A 16941-nucleotide genomic window follows, 5' to 3' on the forward strand; every position below is an offset into this window, starting at 1 on the left:
GACCGCCTTCATCCGCGAACCTCGATTCCGTCGGGTTTAACGGTCGGATTTTCCGCCATCGACCTGCGGAGACGGGGCGCGGGCGGACACACTTTCTGTCCGAGTGGTTAAAAGCTCCGCACGGATTTAAGGCCGAGAAAAAGGGGCATCGACCTGCGTCGATGCCCCTGAAGCGGACACACATTTTGTCCTATAAGCCAAGGTTTCCGTGCGCCACGGCATGCTCGGTGCGGCGTGACCCATGACCTCGACAACGAAAAAGGGCCGGACCCGAAGGCCCGACCCTGAACGTTTGGTAGCCCGTACCAGATTCGAACTGGTGATCTCCGCCTTGAGAGGGCGGCGTCCTGAACCGCTAGACGAACGGGCCATTTGGTAGCCCGTACCAGATTCGAACTGGTGATCTCCGCCTTGAGAGGGCGGCGTCCTGAACCGCTAGACGAACGGGCCACATATGCGATTGTGAGGCAAGCGGCAAATGGCTGGGACTGAGAGAGTCGAACTCCCGTTGACGGAACCAGAATCCGCTGTCCTACCACTAGACGAAGTCCCAATTTGCCACTTCGTGCGCCTCTCAGCGCGGAGAAACACTATACGGCATCCCCTCACGTCATGCAAGCAAGAATTTTGGAGAAGTTGTGCATGGAAACTTGCCTAAAAGGGGCCTGTCCCCTTTTAGGCGACTACCACCGCAGCCAGGCGAGAAGGGCGTCGCGCCTGTTGGGCACCTCCCCCGCCTTGACGGCCTCGAGCAGCTGCGCGAGCACCATGCCCACGCCGGGCCCGGGCTCCACCCCGCGCTCGCGGATCACGTCCGCCCCGCCCACGGCCAGGTCGCGCACGCGCCACACCGCCCCGGCGGAAAGCTCCGCGCGCAGGACCGCCGTCATGGCGTCGAGCTCCACCGCGTACCCCATGCACGCGGGCGCCTTGGCCACCGCGTCGGCGCGCTTGAGGTCCAGCAGCGCGAAGGCCAGCGGCCGCGCCTGCCCCGGCGCCGCCGCCTCCAGCTCGGAGAGCATCCGGCGCATGGAGGGGGCCGTCGCGCGGATCTCGAAGTCGTGGAGCAGCACGAGCGCCGCCGCGGCGCGCGCCACCTCCCCGGGCACCGCCAGGCGCCCCATCACGCGGCGCGCCACGCGGGCGCCCTCCTCGGGGTGGCCGAAGAAGTGGCCGCGCCCCGAGACGTCCTCGCTCCAGCAGGCCGGCTTGGCCACGTCGTGCAGGAGCGCCGCCCAGCGCAGGGCCGGAAGCGGGCGCCCGCCCGCGAACTCCTCCACGCCCGCGCAGACGCGCGCCGTGTGCTCGAGCACGTCGTGGGCGTGATAGGGGCTCCTCTGGTCGAAGCCGGCCATCGGCGCGAGCTCGGGCACGGCCGCGGAGAGCACGGCGAACTCGTGGCGCAGCGCCCAGGCGGCGCGCCCCGTGGCGAGGATCCCGTCGAGCTCCTGGCCGATGCGCTCGGACGCGATCTGGTCGAGCTCGGGCGCGCACGCCTCGAGCGCCGCCTGCGTGGCGGGCTCGATCGCGGCGTCAAGCCGGCAGGCGAAGCGCACGGCCCGCAGCACGCGCAGGGCGTCCTCCTCGAAGCGCGTGCGCGGGTCCCCCACCGCGCGAATGACGCGCGCCGCGAGGTCCCTCTCGCCGCCGAAGGGGTCGAGCAGGCCGCGCTCCGGGTGGAACGCCATCGCGTTGACGGTGAAGTCGCGCCGCGCGAGGTCCTCGCGCACGTCCGTGACGAAGCGCACCTCGTCGGGGTGGCGGCGGTCGGAGTAGCCGCCCTCCACGCGGTAGGTGGTGGTCTCGACGGGCCGGCCTCCCACGACGGCCGTGACCGTCCCGTGGGCGGTGCCGGTCTCGTGCACGGCGATCCCCGCCGCGCGCAGCACGGCCGCCGTCTTCTGCCATGGGGCCGAGGTGGTCACGTCGACGTCATGGCCGGGCGCGCCGAGAAGGGCGTCGCGCACCCAGCCGCCGACGACCCACGCCTCATAGCCGGCGGCCTCGAGCGCGTCGACGACGCGCCGGGCGTATGCGGGCAGCTCGCGCGCGAGGCGGCCCTCGATGTCCGTGCCCATATGACCCCTCCACCCGTGGTTCTTCTCGCCACATTCTAGCAGCTCGGCCGGACGCGCCTCCGGGTGCGTACGCGCCTTGCCCGGGTACGTACGAGGTTTCCGGGTTGATGTCCTTCTCGCCGCGGTGCCGACCTGCGGTTTTCCCGCAGAGGACCCGGTATCAGGCCTCGAATCGCGTACGCATCCGGGCGGGGCGCGCACGCACCCGGAGGGACGCCCCGCCAAAGCGGTGCCGCCCGCCGAGTGCTATGCTCGATGCCGGTCCAATCCGAACTAACGAACGGGAGGTACCGCCCCATGGACGAGATGACATCCGTCACCGCCGACGACCTCGCCTGCGCCCGCGAGGAGTTCTTCTCCGAGCGCGCCAACGTGGTCGCCAAGAACGCCGTGAGCTCCGTCGGCATCCGCGCCGCCGCGCGCGTGCCCGAGGGGGTCGCGAGAAACGCCCTGACCTTCGACGTCGAGGTCACGCAGGGCGAGCGCTGCAACCAGGAGCGCTCGGGCCGCTGCTGGATGTTCGCGAGCCTCAACACCATGCGCTACCGCGTCATCAAGAGGTACGGCCTCAAGACCTTCGAGCTCAGCCAGGCCTATCCCCTCTTCTGGGACAAGCTCGAGAAGAGCAACTGGTTCTTCGAGAACGTCCTCGACACGCTGGACGAGCCGCTGGACGGCCGCCTCGTGAGCTACCTCCTCGCCGACCCCGTGGGCGACGGCGGGCAGTGGGACATGTTCAAGAGCCTCGTCAAGAAGTACGGCGTGGTCCCCAAGGAGGCCATGCCCGAGACCGCCTGCTCGCGCAACACCCGCGAGATGGACTCCTACCTCACGCGCTACCTGCGCGGCGCCGCCAGGCGCCTGCGCGAGAGCCACGCGGCCGGCGTCGGCGCCGACGACCTCGCGGCCATGAAGAAGGAGATGATGGGCGACGTCTACCACCTCCTCGTGACCTGCCTCGGCGAGCCGCCCGCGAGCTTTGACGTCCGCCTGCGCGACAAGGACGGCAAGCTGGCGCTCTCCGGCACCTTCACGCCCGCCGCGTTCTTCGACGAGGCCGTGGGCATGGACGTGGACGACTACGTGAGCCTCATCTCCGCCCCCACCGCCGACAAGCCCTTCGGCCACACCTACACCGTGAGCCGCCTGGGCAACGTGGTGGAGGACGGCGGCGTGCGCTACCTCAACCTCCCCATCCAGCGCCTCAAGGAGTGCGCCGTGGCCCAGCTGCGCGAGGACCTGCCCGTGTGGTTCGGCTGCGACGTGGGCCAGAGCTACCTGCGCGAGGAGGGCATCATGGACACGGCCGCGCTGGACGTGGACGGCCTTCTCGGCTTCCCGGTGGAGGGCTGCATGGACCGCGCCGAGCGCCTGGACTACGGCGAGTCGCTCATGACCCACGCCATGGTCCTCGAGGGCGTGAACCTTGACGAGGGCGGTCACCCCACGCTCTGGAAGGTGGAGAACAGCTGGGGCAAGGACCACGGCCGGGACGGCTTTGACACCCTCTCCGACGCATGGTTCGACGAGTACGTCTACCAGGTCGTCGTTGACAAGAAGCACCTGACGGACGAGGAGCGCGCCGCCTACGAGACCGAGGAGCCCCGCGTGCTCGCGCCGTGGGACCCCATGGGCTCGCTCGCGCGCGTCCGCTAAGGAGGGCAGGAATGACCGACTACTCCGCCGGCGCCATCGCGCCCGCAACCTCTGACGAGCTCGCCGCGTCCTTCTCGGCAGACCGCGCCAACCGCGTGGCGAGAAACGCCGTGACCTCGATGAACGTCCACGCCTCCGCGCGCGACGTCTCACGCATGCGCACCTACCACGACACGTTCCGCGTGAGCCGCCTGCGCACGGGCAAGGTCACCAACCAGCGCCACTCCGGCCGCTGCTGGATGTTCTCCGCGTTCAACGTGGCCCGCGCGGCCACGATGGAGCTCCTCGACGTGGACGACTTCGAGTTCTCCCAGGCCTTCGGCTTCTTCTACGACAAGCTCGAGAAGTTCAACGTGGGCCTCGAGTACGTCATCGAGACCGCCGCGCTGCCGCTGGACTCCCGCGAGGTCTCCGACCTGCTGGAGCACTCGATGGGCGACGGCAACTACTACCCCGCCGCGATGAACATCATCAAGAAGTGGGGCCTCGTGCCCAAGGACGCCATGCCCGAGAGCGCCTGCACCAAGGACGCCGACCAGATGAACGCCCAGCTCGACCGCCTCTTCCGCAAGAGCGCCATGGAGCTGAGGCGCATGGCCGCCGCGGGCGCGGGCGTGGGCGAGCTGCGAGCCGCCAAGGAGGGCATGGTCGCCGACTGCCACCGCGTGCTCTGCGTCTGCCTCGGCGAGCCGCCCGCCACGATCGACGTCGAGGTCCCCGTGGGCGAGAAGTGCCGCGTGCACGCCTCCATGCTCGTGGAGCAGGAGGGCGGCACGGCGCCCGACGGCAAGACGCGGCGCCTCCTCGTGGACCGCGGCATCACGCCCCGCGAGTTCGCCGAGCGCTACGTCCCCTTCGACCCCGACGACTACGTGCAGCTCGTGCACATGCCCGGCGAGAGCCGCCCCTTCGGCCACGCGTTCCACCGTCGCTTCTCGGACACCATGGCCGGCGGGCGGGCGCTCAGGATGCTCAACGTGGGCATCGAGGTGCTCGAGGACGCCGCCGTGGCGTCGCTCTCCGCGGGCGTGCCCTGCGAGATGGCCTGCGACGTGGCGCAGCAGTTCCCGCGCAGGATCGAGGACTTCCCCGGCGTGCTCGCGTGCGACACGATGGACTACGAGGGCCTCTTCGGCGTAGACCTCTCCATGGGCCGCGCCGAGATGATCGACGCGCACGAGACCCGCAACACCCACGCCATGACGTTCCAGGGCGTGGAGCTCGGCGACGACGGGCGCCCCGTCGCCTGGCGCATCGAGAACAGCTGGGGCGAGGACGCCTGCAAGAAGGGCTACCTCGTGGCGAGCGCGGAGTGGTTCCGCACCTACGGCGGCGAGGTCGTCGTGCGGCGCGAGTTCGTGCCGGCCGAGGTCCTCGACCTCTGGGACAACGCGCCCGTCGAGGAGGTCGACCCCTGGACCACCATCGGCATGGCGATGGCGCCCCGGCTGTAGGCCCTTCTCGCCAGGCGCGGGTCCTTCTCGCCAGCATGCGTAAACTCACTTTTCCGGACTTCTTGAGTTACGCGTCCAAAAGTTCGAACCGTCGAATACGTAACGCCGGATTTTGTGGCTAACACGACCACAGATCCGGCGTTACGCGTTCTCGGCGCATGCGCAGACTCGAATGTCCGGAAAGTCGCGATTGCGCGTGGCGAGAAGGACGCGGGACCGCGGCCGGGATGCCCGGCCCGCTAGAACTCTGCGAAGCGGGGCTCGCCGGCGCGCGCCAGGTCCTCGCCGTTGGCGAGCTCGCGGGCCGCGGCGAGGAAGCGCCCCTCGTCCCCTGAGCGAAAGACGCAGGAGAGCTGCACGTCCTCGGCGAAGAGCTGGTCAGCGACCTTGCCCCCGCAGTCGGAGACGAGCCGCGTCACGCGGTCGTAGAGGGCATAGGGAAGCTGTGCCGTCACCGGGGTCACGAGCGTCATCTCCACGATGGCGCCCTCCTCCTCGGCGGCCGCCACGGCGGCCTGCGCGGCGGCGGTGTAGGCGCGCACGAGGCCGCCGGGACCGAGGAGCGTGCCCCCGAAGTAGCGCGTGACGACGCAGCACACGTCGGCGAGGCCAGCGCCGCGCAGCACCTCGAGCGTGGGCATGCCGGAAGTGCGGCTGGGCTCGCCGTCGTCAGAGCAGCGCTCGCGGCCGTCGGCGAGGATCCACGCGGGAACGTTGTGCCGGGCGTCGTGGTGGCGGGAGCGGACCTCGGCGATGAAGGCCTCGGCGTCCTTCTCGCCCCCCACGTGGGCGAGCTGGGCGATGAAGCGGCTGCGACGGTCCTCGACCTCGCCCGTGACCTCGATGCCCCCGCGCAGCGTGCGATAGCCCCCGGGGGCCGCGCCCTCCCCGAGCGTCATCGGTCCGTGCGCAGCACCGCGCTGCCGGCGGAGACGAGCGTGTCGTCCGCGGCGGACTCGACCCGCGAGAAGGACTCGGAGTTGGTGACGGTGACGATCACGGTGTCGTCGAGGCCGCTCCTCTCCAGCAGGGCGCGGTCGAAGGAGATCAGCGGGTCGCCCGCGCGCACCTGGTCGCCCTTGCCCACGAAGAGGCGGAAGCCCTTCCCGTGCAGGCGCACGGAGTCGACCCCCACGTGCAGGAGCACCTCGGCGCCGGTGTCCGTCCTGATGAGCAGGGCGTGGCGCGTCTTGACGTCGGCCATGACCGTGCCGGAGACCGGCGAGAACGCCACGGCGGGGCTCTCGGCCGCCTCGCGCGGCCTGATGCCGACCCCGGCGCCGAGCATGCCCTGCGCAAAGACCGGGTCCCCCACCCGGTCGAGCGAGACGACGCGGCCCGAGACGGGCGCGCTCACGACCCCGGGATCGTCCGCCGCCGCGACCGGGGCTGGCTTTGCGGCGCGACCGGCGCCGATGACTTCGAGCAGACCCACGTGCAAAAACCTTTCGTCGAAGGCGCGCCGCCGCTCGACGGCGCGCGCTCGCGTTATGGCCCAATGTATTGTAGTCCACCTCATGTCCACAGAAAACCGTTCGAATCATGCTAGAATCATCGGACGCGAGGTGGGCCAGGCGACCGCGGGGCGCCCGTGAGGGCGTCATGAGGAAAGTCCGGGCTCCACAGGGCAGGATGCCGGCTAACGGCCGGGCGGGGTAACCCGACGGAAAGCGCCGCAGAAAAGAAGACTCCAACTGGCCGGCCCTCGGGCCGCGCAAAGGGAAAAGCTGAAACGGTGGTGTAAGAGACCACCAGCGCCGCGGCAACGCGACGGCTTGGCAAGCCCCATCCGGAGCAAACGCAAATAGGAGCGCCATGGTGTGGCCCGCACTGCGCTCGGGTTGCGCGCTAGAGGCGGACGGTGACGTCCGCAGTAGATAAATGGCCGCCCACGACAGAACCCGGCTTATAGGCCCACCTCGCGTACCGTGTGCCAAATAAGCCTGACGCCAGTGGCGCGCCCGTCTTCCCGGGATGAGAACATGTGTCCGGTCCCTGTGCTACCCTACTCTCAAACAGATGTTCGGGAGAAGGAGGGCGGATGGACACGCTCGACAAGCTCGGCATACTCGCCGAGGCCGCGCGCTACGACGCGGCGTGCACCTCCTCGGGCGCGATGCGCGCGCCGCGCCAGGGCAGGCTCGGGGCCACGCAGCCGGCGGGCTGCTGCCACGCCTTCACGCCGGACGGGCGCTGCGTCACCCTGCTCAAGGTCCTGCTGTCCAACGCCTGCTCCCATGACTGCGCCTACTGCGTCAACCGCAGCTCCGCCTCCTGCGCGCGGGCAACGTTCGCCCCGCGCGAGCTCGCCGAGCTCACGGTGGACTTCTACAAGAGGAACTACGTGGAGGGCCTCTTCCTCTCCTCCGGCGTCCTGGGCACGGCGGACGCCACGACGGAGCGCATGGTCGCCTGCCTGCGCGTCCTGCGCGAGGACCTGCGCTTCAACGGGTACGTGCACGCCAAGGTCATCCCCGGGACGTCCCCCGAGCTCGTTGACGCGCTCGGTCGGCTGGCGGACCGCCTCTCGGTGAACATAGAGCTCCCGAGCGCGACCTCCCTCGAGGCGCTCTGCCCCGAGAAGAGCCGCGACGCCGTGCTGCGCCCCATGGCGCAGATCCGCTCGAGGCGCGCGGACGAGGAGCGGCGCCTGCTCGCGGACGGCAGGGCGGCGGACAGGCGCAGGCTCGCGTCGCGGGGCGAGAAGGACGGGCGGGAGGCGCGACCCTCCCCCGACGGGCCCCTCCCGCTCTTCGCCGCGGGGCGGGGCTCGGCGCTCGCGCTCACCACGCGCCCGCGCGCCCGCGTGGGCCCCCGCGGGCGCGCCTTCGCCCCGGCGGGCCAGTCCACCCAGCTCATCGTGGGCGCCACGCCCGAGGACGACCGGCACGTCCTCTCCCTCTCCAAGGCGCTCTACGACCGCTTCGACCTGAGGCGCGTGTTCTTCTCGGCCTACATGCCGCTCATGGACGACGAGCGGCTCCCCGATCCCGGCACGCCCGTGCCGCTGCGTCGCGAGCACCGCCTCTACCAGGCAGACTGGCTCATGCGCTACTACGCCTTCGAGCCGGAGGAGCTCGTCACGGAGGAGGAGCCCTGGCTCGACCTCGAGGTGGACCCCAAGCTCGCCTGGGCCCTGCGGCACATCGACCGCTTCCCCGTCGAGGTGATGGACGCGCCGCTCGAGCTGCTGCTGCGCGTGCCGGGCGTGGGCCCCGTGGGCGCGCGGCGCATCGTGGCCGCCCGGGCGCGCGGGCCCGTGACCTTCGACGACCTGCGCGCGCTGCGCGTGACGCTGAGGCGGGCGCGGCACTTCCTCACGTGCGGCGGCGTTCGGGACGAGGGGAGCCCGCTCGACGAGGGGCTCATACGCGAGAGGCTGGTGAGCGATGCGCGAGGGAGCGCCTACAACAGGAGACGCGCCGAGCTCGAGGGCGCCCAGCTGCGCCTCTTCTGAGGTCGAGCGCATGGTGGGGGCAGTCGCCGAGACCGCGCGGCGCTACGGCGTCCTTCTCGCCTGCGCGCCGGGTGCCGAGGGCATCGTGGCCTCGGTGGGGGTCGGCTACCTCGCCCACGTGGGCGAGGGGTCGCTCGAGCTCTGCCGGGCGGACGCCGTGCAGCCGCGCCTGGGCCAGGTGGCGCTCGGCCCGCTCGACGCGGCGGACGAGGGCGTGGTCGGGCTCTCCGAGCGGGTGCTCAAGGGCTTCCGGCGCAAGACGGGCCGCGAGTGCGCGCGGCGCGCCCTTCTCGCCTGCTCGTCCGACGACCCCTCCGCGCCCGAGGCGGTCCATCGCTACCTGAGGCTCGGCTTCTCCCGGCCGCACGAGCTGCACGCCCGCGCCACGGACAAGCGGGTCCTCGCCGTGGACGACCTCGCTCGGCACGTGCTCTCCGAGGTCGAGCACGCGCGGCAGTTCGCGCGCTTCTCGAGAAGGGCGGACGGGTCGTGGGTCGCCGCGATCGAGCCCGCGGCGGACGTCGTGCCCCTCGTGGCGCCCCACTTCGCCCGACGGATGGGGCCGGAGCGCTTCTGCCTCGTGGACCCCGCCCACCGCGTGGCCGCCCTCCACGAGGCGCGCGCCGCCCGCTGCGTCGTGGTGCGCCTCGACGAGGCGCTGGCGCGGCGGCTGGCCGCGCTCGGCGAGGACGACCTCGCGGGTGACGAGCGCTACGTCCGCGCCCTCTGGAAGCGCTTCTACGACCATGTCTCGCTCCCGGGGCGCGAGGCGGCGGAGCGCGGCTACGACCTGCGGACGAAGTTCGTCCCCGTCCGGCTGCGGGGCCGCATGACGGAGCTCGACCCCCGCTCGGACGATGCCGGCGCCCACGTGCCGGCCCGCTACGCCGGGGGCGGCGAGGGGGCGGCCGCGCCCGGGTGCGCCGAGCATGCCCCGGCGCACGGAATCGCTCTCTGAGCGGCGAGATCCGTGCGCGGGGGCATGCTGGGGCGGTCCGTGCGCGGGGGCATGGTCACGAGGGCACGTCCTTCTCGCCCGCGCCGCCCCGTGCCGCCCGAGCATGCCTTGGCACACGCATCGGCCGAGCATGCCACAGCGCACGGTTTCGGGGCTGCGGGGGACCAGGGTCGTGCGCGGGGGCATGCTCAGCTGATGTGGGCGGACGTCAGGCGGCGACCACCTGGTACTCGAGCCGCCATGTGCCGAGGTCCATCTCCCCAGCCCCGCACGAGGGGTTCCACCCTCCGGCAAGAGCGCGCACGGGAACGCCGTGGCGGCACTCGGGCGGGGGCCCGAAGGGGATGCCGTAGAGGCGAACCCGGCGCCAGAAGCTCGCCTCGTTTACCACCTCGCCGAGCGAGAAGCGCGCCACGCGCATGTCGTAGGCGGTGATGCGGGCCTCGCGACGGCGCTCGCCGGCGATGACCGCCTCGAGGCCGAGGCCGCCCATGAGCGCGGGGTCCACATACTTGACCAGGCCGTCGAGCTCCCCCGCGACGGGCCTCCCGTCCTTGCCGAGCCACGTGAAGTCGACCCTGAACCAGCCGTCCTCGTCGAGCGGGTCGGCGAGGCGGACCTGAATGGCCGGGAGCGCCACCCCGCGCTCGATCATGATGGCCCGGGCCACGGACTCCCCGCCGCTCTCCGCGCGGGAGTCGGCCCAGTCGCAGGTGGCGAGTGCGCGCGCGATGCCGCGGTGGCCCGCGAAGGAGCGGCGCAGCAGCCGTCGGAGCGCCTCGCGCCCCATCCCGGTCAGCCGGAGCACGGAGTCCGCGACGGCGAGGGCATCGGGAAAGCGCGCGTCGCGCATGCAGTCGAACGCGGTGCGCTCGAGCGAGGTCACGCGAATGCCGCCCACGACCTCGGCCTCCCCCACGTCGATCTGGTGGCGGACGATGCGGGCGGCGAGCCTCTTGCCGTCGCGCGGGCCGCAGACCACGTGCGTCCTTCGAAGCGACGCCCAGGAGACGGAGATGCCTCGGACGAGCGCGGCGGAGGGGCCGCAGAAGACCCAGTCGGGGTGAAGCGCAGCAAGCCCGCGGATGATGCCGAGGGCGCGCTGCGGGGGCTTGAGCGAGCGCCAGTGGACCCATCGGGCGTAGATTCCGGGAACCGGGGATATGATGCGGTCCTCTTCCGCGGTCCGGCGCCGCCTGACGCGCCGCTGGAGCGCGGCGCGGTCCGCCCGCGACGCCGGCGCGAGGCAGGAGCCCTCCGCCTCGGCGCGCGCCAGCTCGGCCCCGATCCGCTCGTCGACCTTCCTGCTCATGCCCGCCTCCCCTCTCCGGTGTAAAAGGGCCGCCATTCTCCCATGGAGGGGCTCTCCCGGACGGGGGCTTTCGGCGGGCGGCGGTCATGACGGCCATCTCCATGCCGCCGCCATGCTCGAGCATGCCCCTACGCATGGATTTGGCCGTCTGGGAGACAAAACCGTGCACAGGGGCATGTTCGGGAAAAGCGTGCAGGATGGCATGCTCGGAAGGAGCAATCGGCGAGCGGCGGGCGGAAGCGGGAGGCGCGAGCATGCCGCGACGCACGTTCTTCTCGCCACGCGGATCGTGAGGCAATCCGTGTCCGGAGGCATGCTCGACAGGGGACAGGGGGCGAGAAGAACGCGCGGGGACATCACGAGCATGCCTGGGCGCACGCTTCGGCCGAGCATGCCCCCGCGCACGGTTCTAGTCCACGGAAGGCGGAATCCGTGCGCGGGGGCATGCTCGCGAGGGCGCATCTTTTTCGCCGGCGCCGTCCCAAGCCGCCAACACGACGCGGAGACGAAGCGGCCCCGCACCCAGAGGGGCGCGGGGCCGCGAGAGGGCTATGGTGCGAGGGCCTAGTCGAGGTCGCCGAAGTCGGCGAGGCTCACGGCCGGGGTCGCGGGGGCCGCGGGCGCGGCGACGCGGGCGGGCGCGGCGACGTCGGCGTGCGTGGTGCCGGCAGAGCCGTTCGGGGCGCTCGAGAGCGCGACCTGGGCCGGGAAGACGGCCTCGGCGTCGTCCATGAAGTGCTGGAGGAGCTTCTTGTACTCGGAGCGGAACTCCTCGCGGGAGGCCTTGAGACGGTCGATCTCGTCGAGCTCGTTCTGCTTCTCGGCGAGCGCCTGGCGGATGACCTCGCGGGCCTTGGCGTCGGCGTCGTTGCGGATCTTCTCGGCGTTGTCGCGGGCCTCGGCGACGAGCTTGTCGGCGGACTGCTGCGCCACGATGAGCACCTGGGAGATCTGGCGCTCGGAGGCGGTGATGGCATCTGCGGGCGCGGCGGCCACGGGGGCGGCGACGGTGGCGGAGCCGTGCTCCTCCATGCTCGCGATCTGCGCCTGCGCGGCGGAGAGCTGCTGCTCGGTGGAGGTCAGACGGCCCTTGAGGTCGGCGATCTTCTGAAGCATCGCGTCGACCTCGGCGGAGAGCTGCTCGAGGAAGGCGTCGACCTCCTCGGTGTCATAGCCGTGCTTGGAGGGAGAGAAGGTCTGCTGCTCGATGTCTGCTGGTGTGATTGCCATTCTTGTTCCCTTTCGCTTCGCAGGACGCGGGCTGCCCCGCGTGTCCGTACCGTACCAGTCTACAAAATGATGGCGAAGAGCAGCCTCTCGATGAGGCTGAGCGCCAATATCGCCACAATCGGCGAGAAGTCGACCCCCATGACCGGCGGTATGAACCGGCGAAAGAGGCCGAGATAGGGCTCGACGAGCATGCCGAGAGCTCCGCGAATGTCCTCGAAGAGCCCCGATCCCGTGCGCGGCACCCATGACAGGATGCACCAGATCACGATGACCCAGCCGTAGATGTCAATCAGCCGTTGAAGGAGAACCGCGATGTTGTAGAGCCCCATGCCCTGCCTTTCGAATCCGAGACGTCACTCTCGTGATGGTACCCGCTCCCGGACGTTCCTATCGGTCGCCCGCAAGCTCCCGCGTCCGCGCGAGCGCCGCGTCGACGGCCTCCTCCGACCCCTCCACGAGCAGCGGCTCGAGCTCGCGCAGCGCGGCGGCGGTGGTGCCCCCCGGCGAGGTCACCCGCTCCATGTACGCGCGCGGGTGCACCCCCTCGGAGAGGAGCTGCTCCGCGCAGCCGCGCATCGTGGTCTCGAGGAGCTCTCGGCACGCCGCGGCGGGAAGGCCCGTCCTCACGCCGGCGCGGGTGAGCGCGTCGACGAAGAGCGAGAAGAACGCGGGCGCGGTGCCCACGACCGCCCCGGCGGCGTCGAGCTGGTCCTCGCGCACGACGCACGCGGTGCCGAGCGCCGAGAAGAGCTCGCGGGCGAGTTCGACGTCGGCCGCCGTGGCGCGCGGGCCGGCGCACACCGTGGTGGCGCCGGAGCGGACCTGGACGGGGAGGTTGGGCATCACGCGCACCACCCGCGAGCCGGGGAGCGCCGATGCGATGGCGGCGGTGCCCACGCCGGCGGCGATCGAGATGACGAGCCTGCCCGCGGCGGCCTCGGCGATGTCAGCCATGACGTCGCCTATGACCTGCGGCTTCACCGCGAGGATGACGACGTCGGGGCCGTCCGCGAGCAGGTCCGCGGCGTCCGCGCACCCCGCGATCCCGCAGGCGGCGAGCGCCTCGACGCGGGCCGGGTCGCTGTCCGCCACGCGCACGGCGGAGGCGTCGAGCTCCCCCGACTCGACGAGGCCCCGGGCGATGGCGCCGCCCATGGACCCGCCGCCGACGATGCCGACGGTCACGCCCAGCTTGCCCATGACGCCTCCCCTACCGCACGAGGTCGCCGTCGGCGACCAGCTTGTCGAGGTCCGACTGCGAGAGGTCGACGTCGGCCGGCAGCACGGCGAAGACGCGGTCGCCGAGCTCGCGGACCTCGCCGCCGAGGCCGAAGGAGAGGCCGAAGCAGAAGTCGAGGATGCGCTTGGCGGTCTCGATGTTCGTGTTGCGGAACACGATGACGACCGGCTGGTTGGTGCGCACGCGGCGCACGACCGTCTGGACGTCGTCGTAGGAGACCGGCTTCAGGACGTAGGGGGGCAGCTTGCCCGAGCTGACGCGCGAGACCGGCTTGAGGCCGACGTCGCCGGGCGTCGCCGGGGAGGTCGGGCGCATCACCGAGGTGGCGTCGGAGTGGTAGCTCGGCTGGTAGGACGGCTCGACGGGCGACGGGGCGGCGTAGGTGCTCGGCGCGGGGCGCGAGGCCGCGCTCGCCGGGCGCTCGGCGCCTACGGGGCGGCCGGAGCGCGTGTAGACCGAGACGCTCTCCGCCTCGGGGCGCGGCGTGTTGCCGAGCAGGCGCGGGCTCGACCCCGCGTCGCGACGGCGGGGCTCCTGGGCGCCGGAGTAGCCGTCGTCCTCGTAGCCCTCGTCGTAGTAGTCGTCCTCGTAGTAGTCGTCGTCCGAGCCGCCGCGCAGACGGTCCCTGATCGAGTCGAGGAAGCCCATGTTCTTCTCCTTCCATGCGACGCGCCGGCGCACCGGCGCGCGGCCCAGCTAGTCTCTCAGGGCGTAGCCCTGGTCGAACACGCACCTGCCGAGGCGGACGAGGGTCGAGCCCTCCTCCACCGCGATCTCGAAGTCGTCGCTCATGCCGCAGGAGAGCTCCGGCAGGGGGAGCCCCGTGCGGGCGCGCAGCTCGGAGGCGAGCTCGCGCAGGCCGGAGAACGTCCGGCGCGCCGCGTCGGCGTCGCCCGCGGGCGCCATCGTCATGAGCCCCAGCACGCGGATACCGGGGAGCGCCACCACGTCCTCGGCGGCGGCGCGCAGCTCGTCCGGGGAGAAGCCCGACTTCGAGGCCTCGCCCGACACGTTGGCCTCGAGCAGGACGTCGGCCACGATCCCGCGCGCCTCGCAGCGGGTGGACACCGCCTCGGCGAGGTGGGCCGACGAGATCGAGTGGATGAGCGCGACGCGCCCGATCACCTGGTTGATCTTGTTCTTCTGCAGGTTGCCGATCATGTCGAAGCGCACGCCCGCCATCTCGGGCGACGCCGCGGCCGCCTCGAGCTTGCGGACGAGCTCCTGGGGGCGGTTCTCGCCGAAGGCGTCCCACCCGGCGCGCCGGGCGAGAAGGACCTCGTCGAAGCCGACCGTCTTGGAGACCGCGATCGCGGAGACCCCCGCGGCGTCGCGTCCCGCGCGGGCGGCTGCGGCGCCGATCATGTCGCAGATCTCCCGGCGGCGCGTCTCGAGGAAGCGGGCGTATGACTCGTCGCGCTCGCTCATCTGCACCACCCCTCCTCCGTGGCGCCCGCCGCGGGCCAGCCCGCGGGGCGCCTTCCCATGAGGGCGACGGCGGCATGCCGGCCGCAGGTGCCGCCCTCGGCACGATACGAGAAGAACCGGTCGGTCGCACGCGCCGTCGAGGCGTCGCACACGGCCACCCTATCCGCCGCCACGCCCGCGCCCTCGAGGGCGGAGGTCACGGCGAGGGCGAGGTCGAGGTTGCGCGGGGCGCGGGCGACGCCCTCGCCGAACTCGCCCACGAAGGTCCCGAGGAGCTCCTCGGAGACCTCGTAGTCCCCCGCCCCGATGTGCGGGCCCACGTAGGCGAGAAGCTCGCCCGCGCCGCAGCCCGCGGCCTCGGCGAGCGCGCGCGCCGCCTTGGCGGCGATGCGCGCAAGCGTGCCGCGCCAGCCCGAGTGGACGACGGCGAAGCCGCCGGGCGCGACGAGCACCACGGGCACGCAGTCGGCGAAGCACATGAGGACCGGGACCTCATCGGCTACGCACACCACGGCGTCGGCGCCGGCGAGCGCCTCGGCGCGCGCGGCCTCGAGCGCCGCCGGGTCGGCGGAGCGCACCGTCACCACGCGGTCCCCGTGCACCTGATGCGGGCACACGAGCCGCTCGAGCAGGTCCTCGGCGCCGAGGGCGGCGAGCGCGCGGCGGCGGTTCTCCGCCACGCGCGCGGGGTCGTCCCCGCAGCGGTCCCCGAGGTTGAGCGAGGCGTACGGGGGCTCCGAGACCCCGCCCGCCCGCTCGGTGAACGCGAACGTGACCCTGCCCGGGACCGACGGGTCGGTCAGCAGGGTCACGTCGCCCGAGCGATGTCTCTCGAGGGAGGGCATCGCTAGATGCGGCTGCGCTTCAGGAAGTCGGGGATGTCGAACTCCTTGTCGTTGTTGGACGAGGAGGACGACGGGCGGCTCGCCGGCGCGGGAGCGGGCGCCGGGGCGGCCTGGCGCTCGCGCGAGGACGGGCGGGAGACGCTCATCGTGGGGAGGGTCTGCTGGACGTTGGCGTCGCTGAAGCCCGTGGCGATGACGGTCACGCGGACCTGGTCGCCGAGGGACTCGTCGACGACGGTGCCGAAGATGATCGTGGCCTCCGGGTCGACGTTCTTGGCGACGAGGTCGGCGGCGTCGTTGATCTCCTGGATGCCGAGGTCCTTGTTGCCCGCGATGGAGAGAAGGACGCGCGTGGCGCCGTCGATGGAGCTCTCGAGCAGGCGGCTGGAGATGGCCTCCTCCGCCGCGTCGGTGGCGCGGTTGTCGCCGGAGGCGGTGCCGATGCCCATCATGGCGGTGCCGGAGCCCCTCATGATGGTGCAGACGTCGGCGAAGTCGAGGTTGATGAGGCCGGGGACCGTGATGAGGTCGGTGATGCCCTGGGTGCCCTGGCACAGGACGTCGTCGGCCATGCGGAAGGCCTCGAGCATCGTGGTCTTCTTCTCGGAGAGGTCGAGCAGGCGGTCGTTGGGGATCACGATGAGCGTGTCGACGTTCTCGGAGAGGTTGCGGATGCCCTCGACGGCGGAGTTGTAGCGCTTGCGGCCCTCGAAGGTGAAGGGCTTGGTGACGACGCCCACGGTGAGCGCGCCCACGTCGTTCTTGGCGATGTCGGCCACGACGGGCGCCGCGCCCGTGCCGGTGCCGCCGCCCTCGCCGGCGGTGATGAAGACCATGTCGGAGCCGGCGAGCGCCGCCTTGATCTCGTCGCGGGAGTCCTCGGCCGCCTCCTTGCCGACCTCGGGGTTGGCGCCGGCGCCGAGGCCCTTGGTGATGTCGGTGCCGATGTGGACCTTGATGTCGGCGTCGGAGATGGCGAGCGCCTGCGCGTCGGTGTTCACGGCGACGAACTCGACACCGCGAATGCCCTCCTCGATCATGCGGTTCACGGCGTTGGTGCCGCCGCCGCCCACGCCCACGACCTTGATCACGGCGAGGTAGTTGTTGAGGGTGTCGGTGTCCTTGATCATCGTGTCCTCCTCGAAGGGCCTTTCGTGCTGCGTTCTGCTTTCGATTTTTCCTCCTGCCGGTCGCCTCGGCGCTGGCAGAAACCCTAAAGCTCAGGTTAACGTCGACGCTCTAGCGAAAGCGACGTATCTTGGCACACTTGAGGGTCTCGCGTC

General features: G+C 71.4%; 15 protein-coding genes, 3 tRNA genes and 1 other RNA gene. 5 read left to right on the top strand and 14 right to left on the bottom strand.

The genetic code is table 11. The features are described 5' to 3' along the window. Positions 1 to 293: 293 nt before the first annotated feature. The 4 genes from ACULPM_RS10095 to ACULPM_RS10110 form a co-directional block, all read right to left on the bottom strand. Positions 294 to 370: transfer RNA gene (locus ACULPM_RS10095), tRNA-Glu, on the bottom strand. Between the two features lie 3 nt (positions 371 to 373). After that, a tRNA-Glu gene (locus ACULPM_RS10100) sits at positions 374 to 450 on the bottom strand. 29 nt (positions 451 to 479) lie between these two features. After that, a tRNA-Gln gene (locus ACULPM_RS10105) sits at positions 480 to 553 on the bottom strand. Positions 554 to 683: 130 nt separating this feature from the next. After that, a complete protein-coding gene (locus tag ACULPM_RS10110; protein ID WP_445332147.1) occupies positions 684 to 2078 on the bottom strand; it encodes a CCA tRNA nucleotidyltransferase in 1395 nt (464 codons plus the stop codon). 297 nt (positions 2079 to 2375) lie between these two features. Between ACULPM_RS10110 and ACULPM_RS10115 the strand changes: the two genes are divergently transcribed. Both ACULPM_RS10115 and ACULPM_RS10120 read left to right on the top strand, forming a co-directional pair. After that, positions 2376 to 3734: an aminopeptidase C gene (locus tag ACULPM_RS10115; protein ID WP_445332148.1), complete on the top strand. Its 1359-nt coding sequence runs from the start codon at positions 2376 to 2378 to the stop codon at positions 3732 to 3734. Positions 3735 to 3745: 11 nt separating this feature from the next. Further along, a complete protein-coding gene (locus tag ACULPM_RS10120; protein WP_445332149.1) occupies positions 3746 to 5188 on the top strand; it encodes an aminopeptidase C in 1443 nt (480 codons plus the stop codon). Positions 5189 to 5427: 239 nt separating this feature from the next. On the opposite strand, the gene ACULPM_RS10125 is transcribed toward ACULPM_RS10120, so the two are convergent. Beyond that, a complete protein-coding gene (locus tag ACULPM_RS10125; protein WP_445332150.1) occupies positions 5428 to 6087 on the bottom strand; it encodes an IMPACT family protein in 660 nt (219 codons plus the stop codon). Beyond that, on the bottom strand, positions 6084 to 6623 hold the full coding sequence (locus ACULPM_RS10130; protein WP_445332151.1) for a PTS sugar transporter subunit IIA: 540 nt from the start codon (positions 6621 to 6623) through the stop codon (positions 6084 to 6086). Before ACULPM_RS10130 ends, ACULPM_RS10125 begins: the two co-directional genes overlap by 4 nt. Positions 6624 to 6750: 127 nt before the next feature. On the opposite strand from ACULPM_RS10130, the gene rnpB reads away from it, so the two are divergent. The 3 genes from rnpB (at position 6751) to ACULPM_RS10145 (ending at position 9603) form a co-directional block, all read left to right on the top strand. Then, positions 6751 to 7113: RNase P RNA component class A (gene rnpB / locus ACULPM_RS10135), an RNA gene on the top strand. Positions 7114 to 7229: 116 nt separating this feature from the next. Continuing rightward, positions 7230 to 8645: a putative DNA modification/repair radical SAM protein gene (locus ACULPM_RS10140; RefSeq protein WP_167929666.1), complete on the top strand. Its 1416-nt coding sequence runs from the start codon at positions 7230 to 7232 to the stop codon at positions 8643 to 8645. Between the two features lie 10 nt (positions 8646 to 8655). Next, entirely contained in the window at positions 8656 to 9603 is a 948-nt protein-coding gene (locus tag ACULPM_RS10145; protein ID WP_445332152.1) for a TIGR03915 family putative DNA repair protein, read from the top strand. Positions 9604 to 9811: 208 nt separating this feature from the next. Here ACULPM_RS10145 and ACULPM_RS10150 read toward each other — a convergent pair whose 3' ends face one another. The 8 genes from ACULPM_RS10150 to ftsZ form a co-directional block, all read right to left on the bottom strand. Continuing rightward, on the bottom strand, positions 9812 to 10915 hold the full coding sequence (locus tag ACULPM_RS10150; RefSeq protein ID WP_445332153.1) for a hypothetical protein: 1104 nt from the start codon (positions 10913 to 10915) through the stop codon (positions 9812 to 9814). A gap of 564 nt (positions 10916 to 11479) precedes the next feature. After that, positions 11480 to 12145 (bottom strand): DivIVA domain-containing protein, encoded by a 666-nt coding sequence (locus tag ACULPM_RS10155; RefSeq protein WP_445332154.1) that lies wholly within the window; start codon positions 12143 to 12145, stop codon positions 11480 to 11482. A 59-nt stretch (positions 12146 to 12204) separates the two neighbouring features. Beyond that, a complete protein-coding gene (locus ACULPM_RS10160) occupies positions 12205 to 12474 on the bottom strand; it encodes a YggT family protein (protein ID WP_167929670.1) in 270 nt (89 codons plus the stop codon). A 58-nt stretch (positions 12475 to 12532) separates the two neighbouring features. Then, positions 12533 to 13345, bottom strand: coding sequence for a pyrroline-5-carboxylate reductase (proC, locus tag ACULPM_RS10165; protein WP_167929671.1), 813 nt, complete (start codon positions 13343 to 13345; stop codon positions 12533 to 12535). Positions 13346 to 13355: 10 nt separating this feature from the next. Beyond that, positions 13356 to 14033 (bottom strand): cell division protein SepF, encoded by a 678-nt coding sequence (locus ACULPM_RS10170; protein ID WP_445332155.1) that lies wholly within the window; start codon positions 14031 to 14033, stop codon positions 13356 to 13358. Positions 14034 to 14081: 48 nt separating this feature from the next. Continuing rightward, positions 14082 to 14813: a YggS family pyridoxal phosphate-dependent enzyme gene (locus ACULPM_RS10175; protein ID WP_445332166.1), complete on the bottom strand. Its 732-nt coding sequence runs from the start codon at positions 14811 to 14813 to the stop codon at positions 14082 to 14084. After that, positions 14810 to 15625, bottom strand: coding sequence for a polyphenol oxidase family protein (locus tag ACULPM_RS10180; protein WP_445332338.1), 816 nt, complete (start codon positions 15623 to 15625; stop codon positions 14810 to 14812). The genes ACULPM_RS10175 and ACULPM_RS10180 overlap by 4 nt, the downstream gene beginning before the upstream one ends. 35 nt (positions 15626 to 15660) lie before the next feature. Continuing rightward, on the bottom strand, positions 15661 to 16788 hold the full coding sequence (gene ftsZ, locus ACULPM_RS10185; protein WP_206108965.1) for a cell division protein FtsZ: 1128 nt from the start codon (positions 16786 to 16788) through the stop codon (positions 15661 to 15663). Positions 16789 to 16941: the final 153 nt, after the last annotated feature.

The sequence above is a fragment of the Thermophilibacter sp. ZX-H3 genome (assembly GCF_052599055.1).

Excerpts from the sequence above, each read along its gene's own strand:
- ACULPM_RS10110 (WP_445332147.1), bottom strand. The coding sequence starts at position 2,078 with ATGGGCACGGACATCGAGGGCCGCCTCGCGCGCGAGCTGCCCGCATAC.
- ACULPM_RS10115 (WP_445332148.1), top strand. The coding sequence starts at position 2,376 with ATGGACGAGATGACATCCGTCACCGCCGACGACCTCGCCTGCGCCCGC.
- ACULPM_RS10120 (WP_445332149.1), top strand. The coding sequence starts at position 3,746 with ATGACCGACTACTCCGCCGGCGCCATCGCGCCCGCAACCTCTGACGAG.
- ACULPM_RS10125 (WP_445332150.1), bottom strand. The coding sequence starts at position 6,087 with ATGACGCTCGGGGAGGGCGCGGCCCCCGGGGGCTATCGCACGCTGCGC.
- ACULPM_RS10140 (WP_167929666.1), top strand. The coding sequence starts at position 7,230 with ATGGACACGCTCGACAAGCTCGGCATACTCGCCGAGGCCGCGCGCTAC.
- ACULPM_RS10145 (WP_445332152.1), top strand. The coding sequence starts at position 8,656 with ATGGTGGGGGCAGTCGCCGAGACCGCGCGGCGCTACGGCGTCCTTCTC.
- ACULPM_RS10150 (WP_445332153.1), bottom strand. The coding sequence starts at position 10,915 with ATGAGCAGGAAGGTCGACGAGCGGATCGGGGCCGAGCTGGCGCGCGCC.
- ACULPM_RS10155 (WP_445332154.1), bottom strand. The coding sequence starts at position 12,145 with ATGGCAATCACACCAGCAGACATCGAGCAGCAGACCTTCTCTCCCTCC.
- ACULPM_RS10160 (WP_167929670.1), bottom strand. The coding sequence starts at position 12,474 with ATGGGGCTCTACAACATCGCGGTTCTCCTTCAACGGCTGATTGACATC.
- proC (WP_167929671.1), bottom strand. The coding sequence starts at position 13,345 with ATGGGCAAGCTGGGCGTGACCGTCGGCATCGTCGGCGGCGGGTCCATG.
- ACULPM_RS10170 (WP_445332155.1), bottom strand. The coding sequence starts at position 14,033 with ATGGGCTTCCTCGACTCGATCAGGGACCGTCTGCGCGGCGGCTCGGAC.
- ACULPM_RS10175 (WP_445332166.1), bottom strand. The coding sequence starts at position 14,813 with ATGAGCGAGCGCGACGAGTCATACGCCCGCTTCCTCGAGACGCGCCGC.
- ftsZ (WP_206108965.1), bottom strand. The coding sequence starts at position 16,788 with ATGATCAAGGACACCGACACCCTCAACAACTACCTCGCCGTGATCAAG.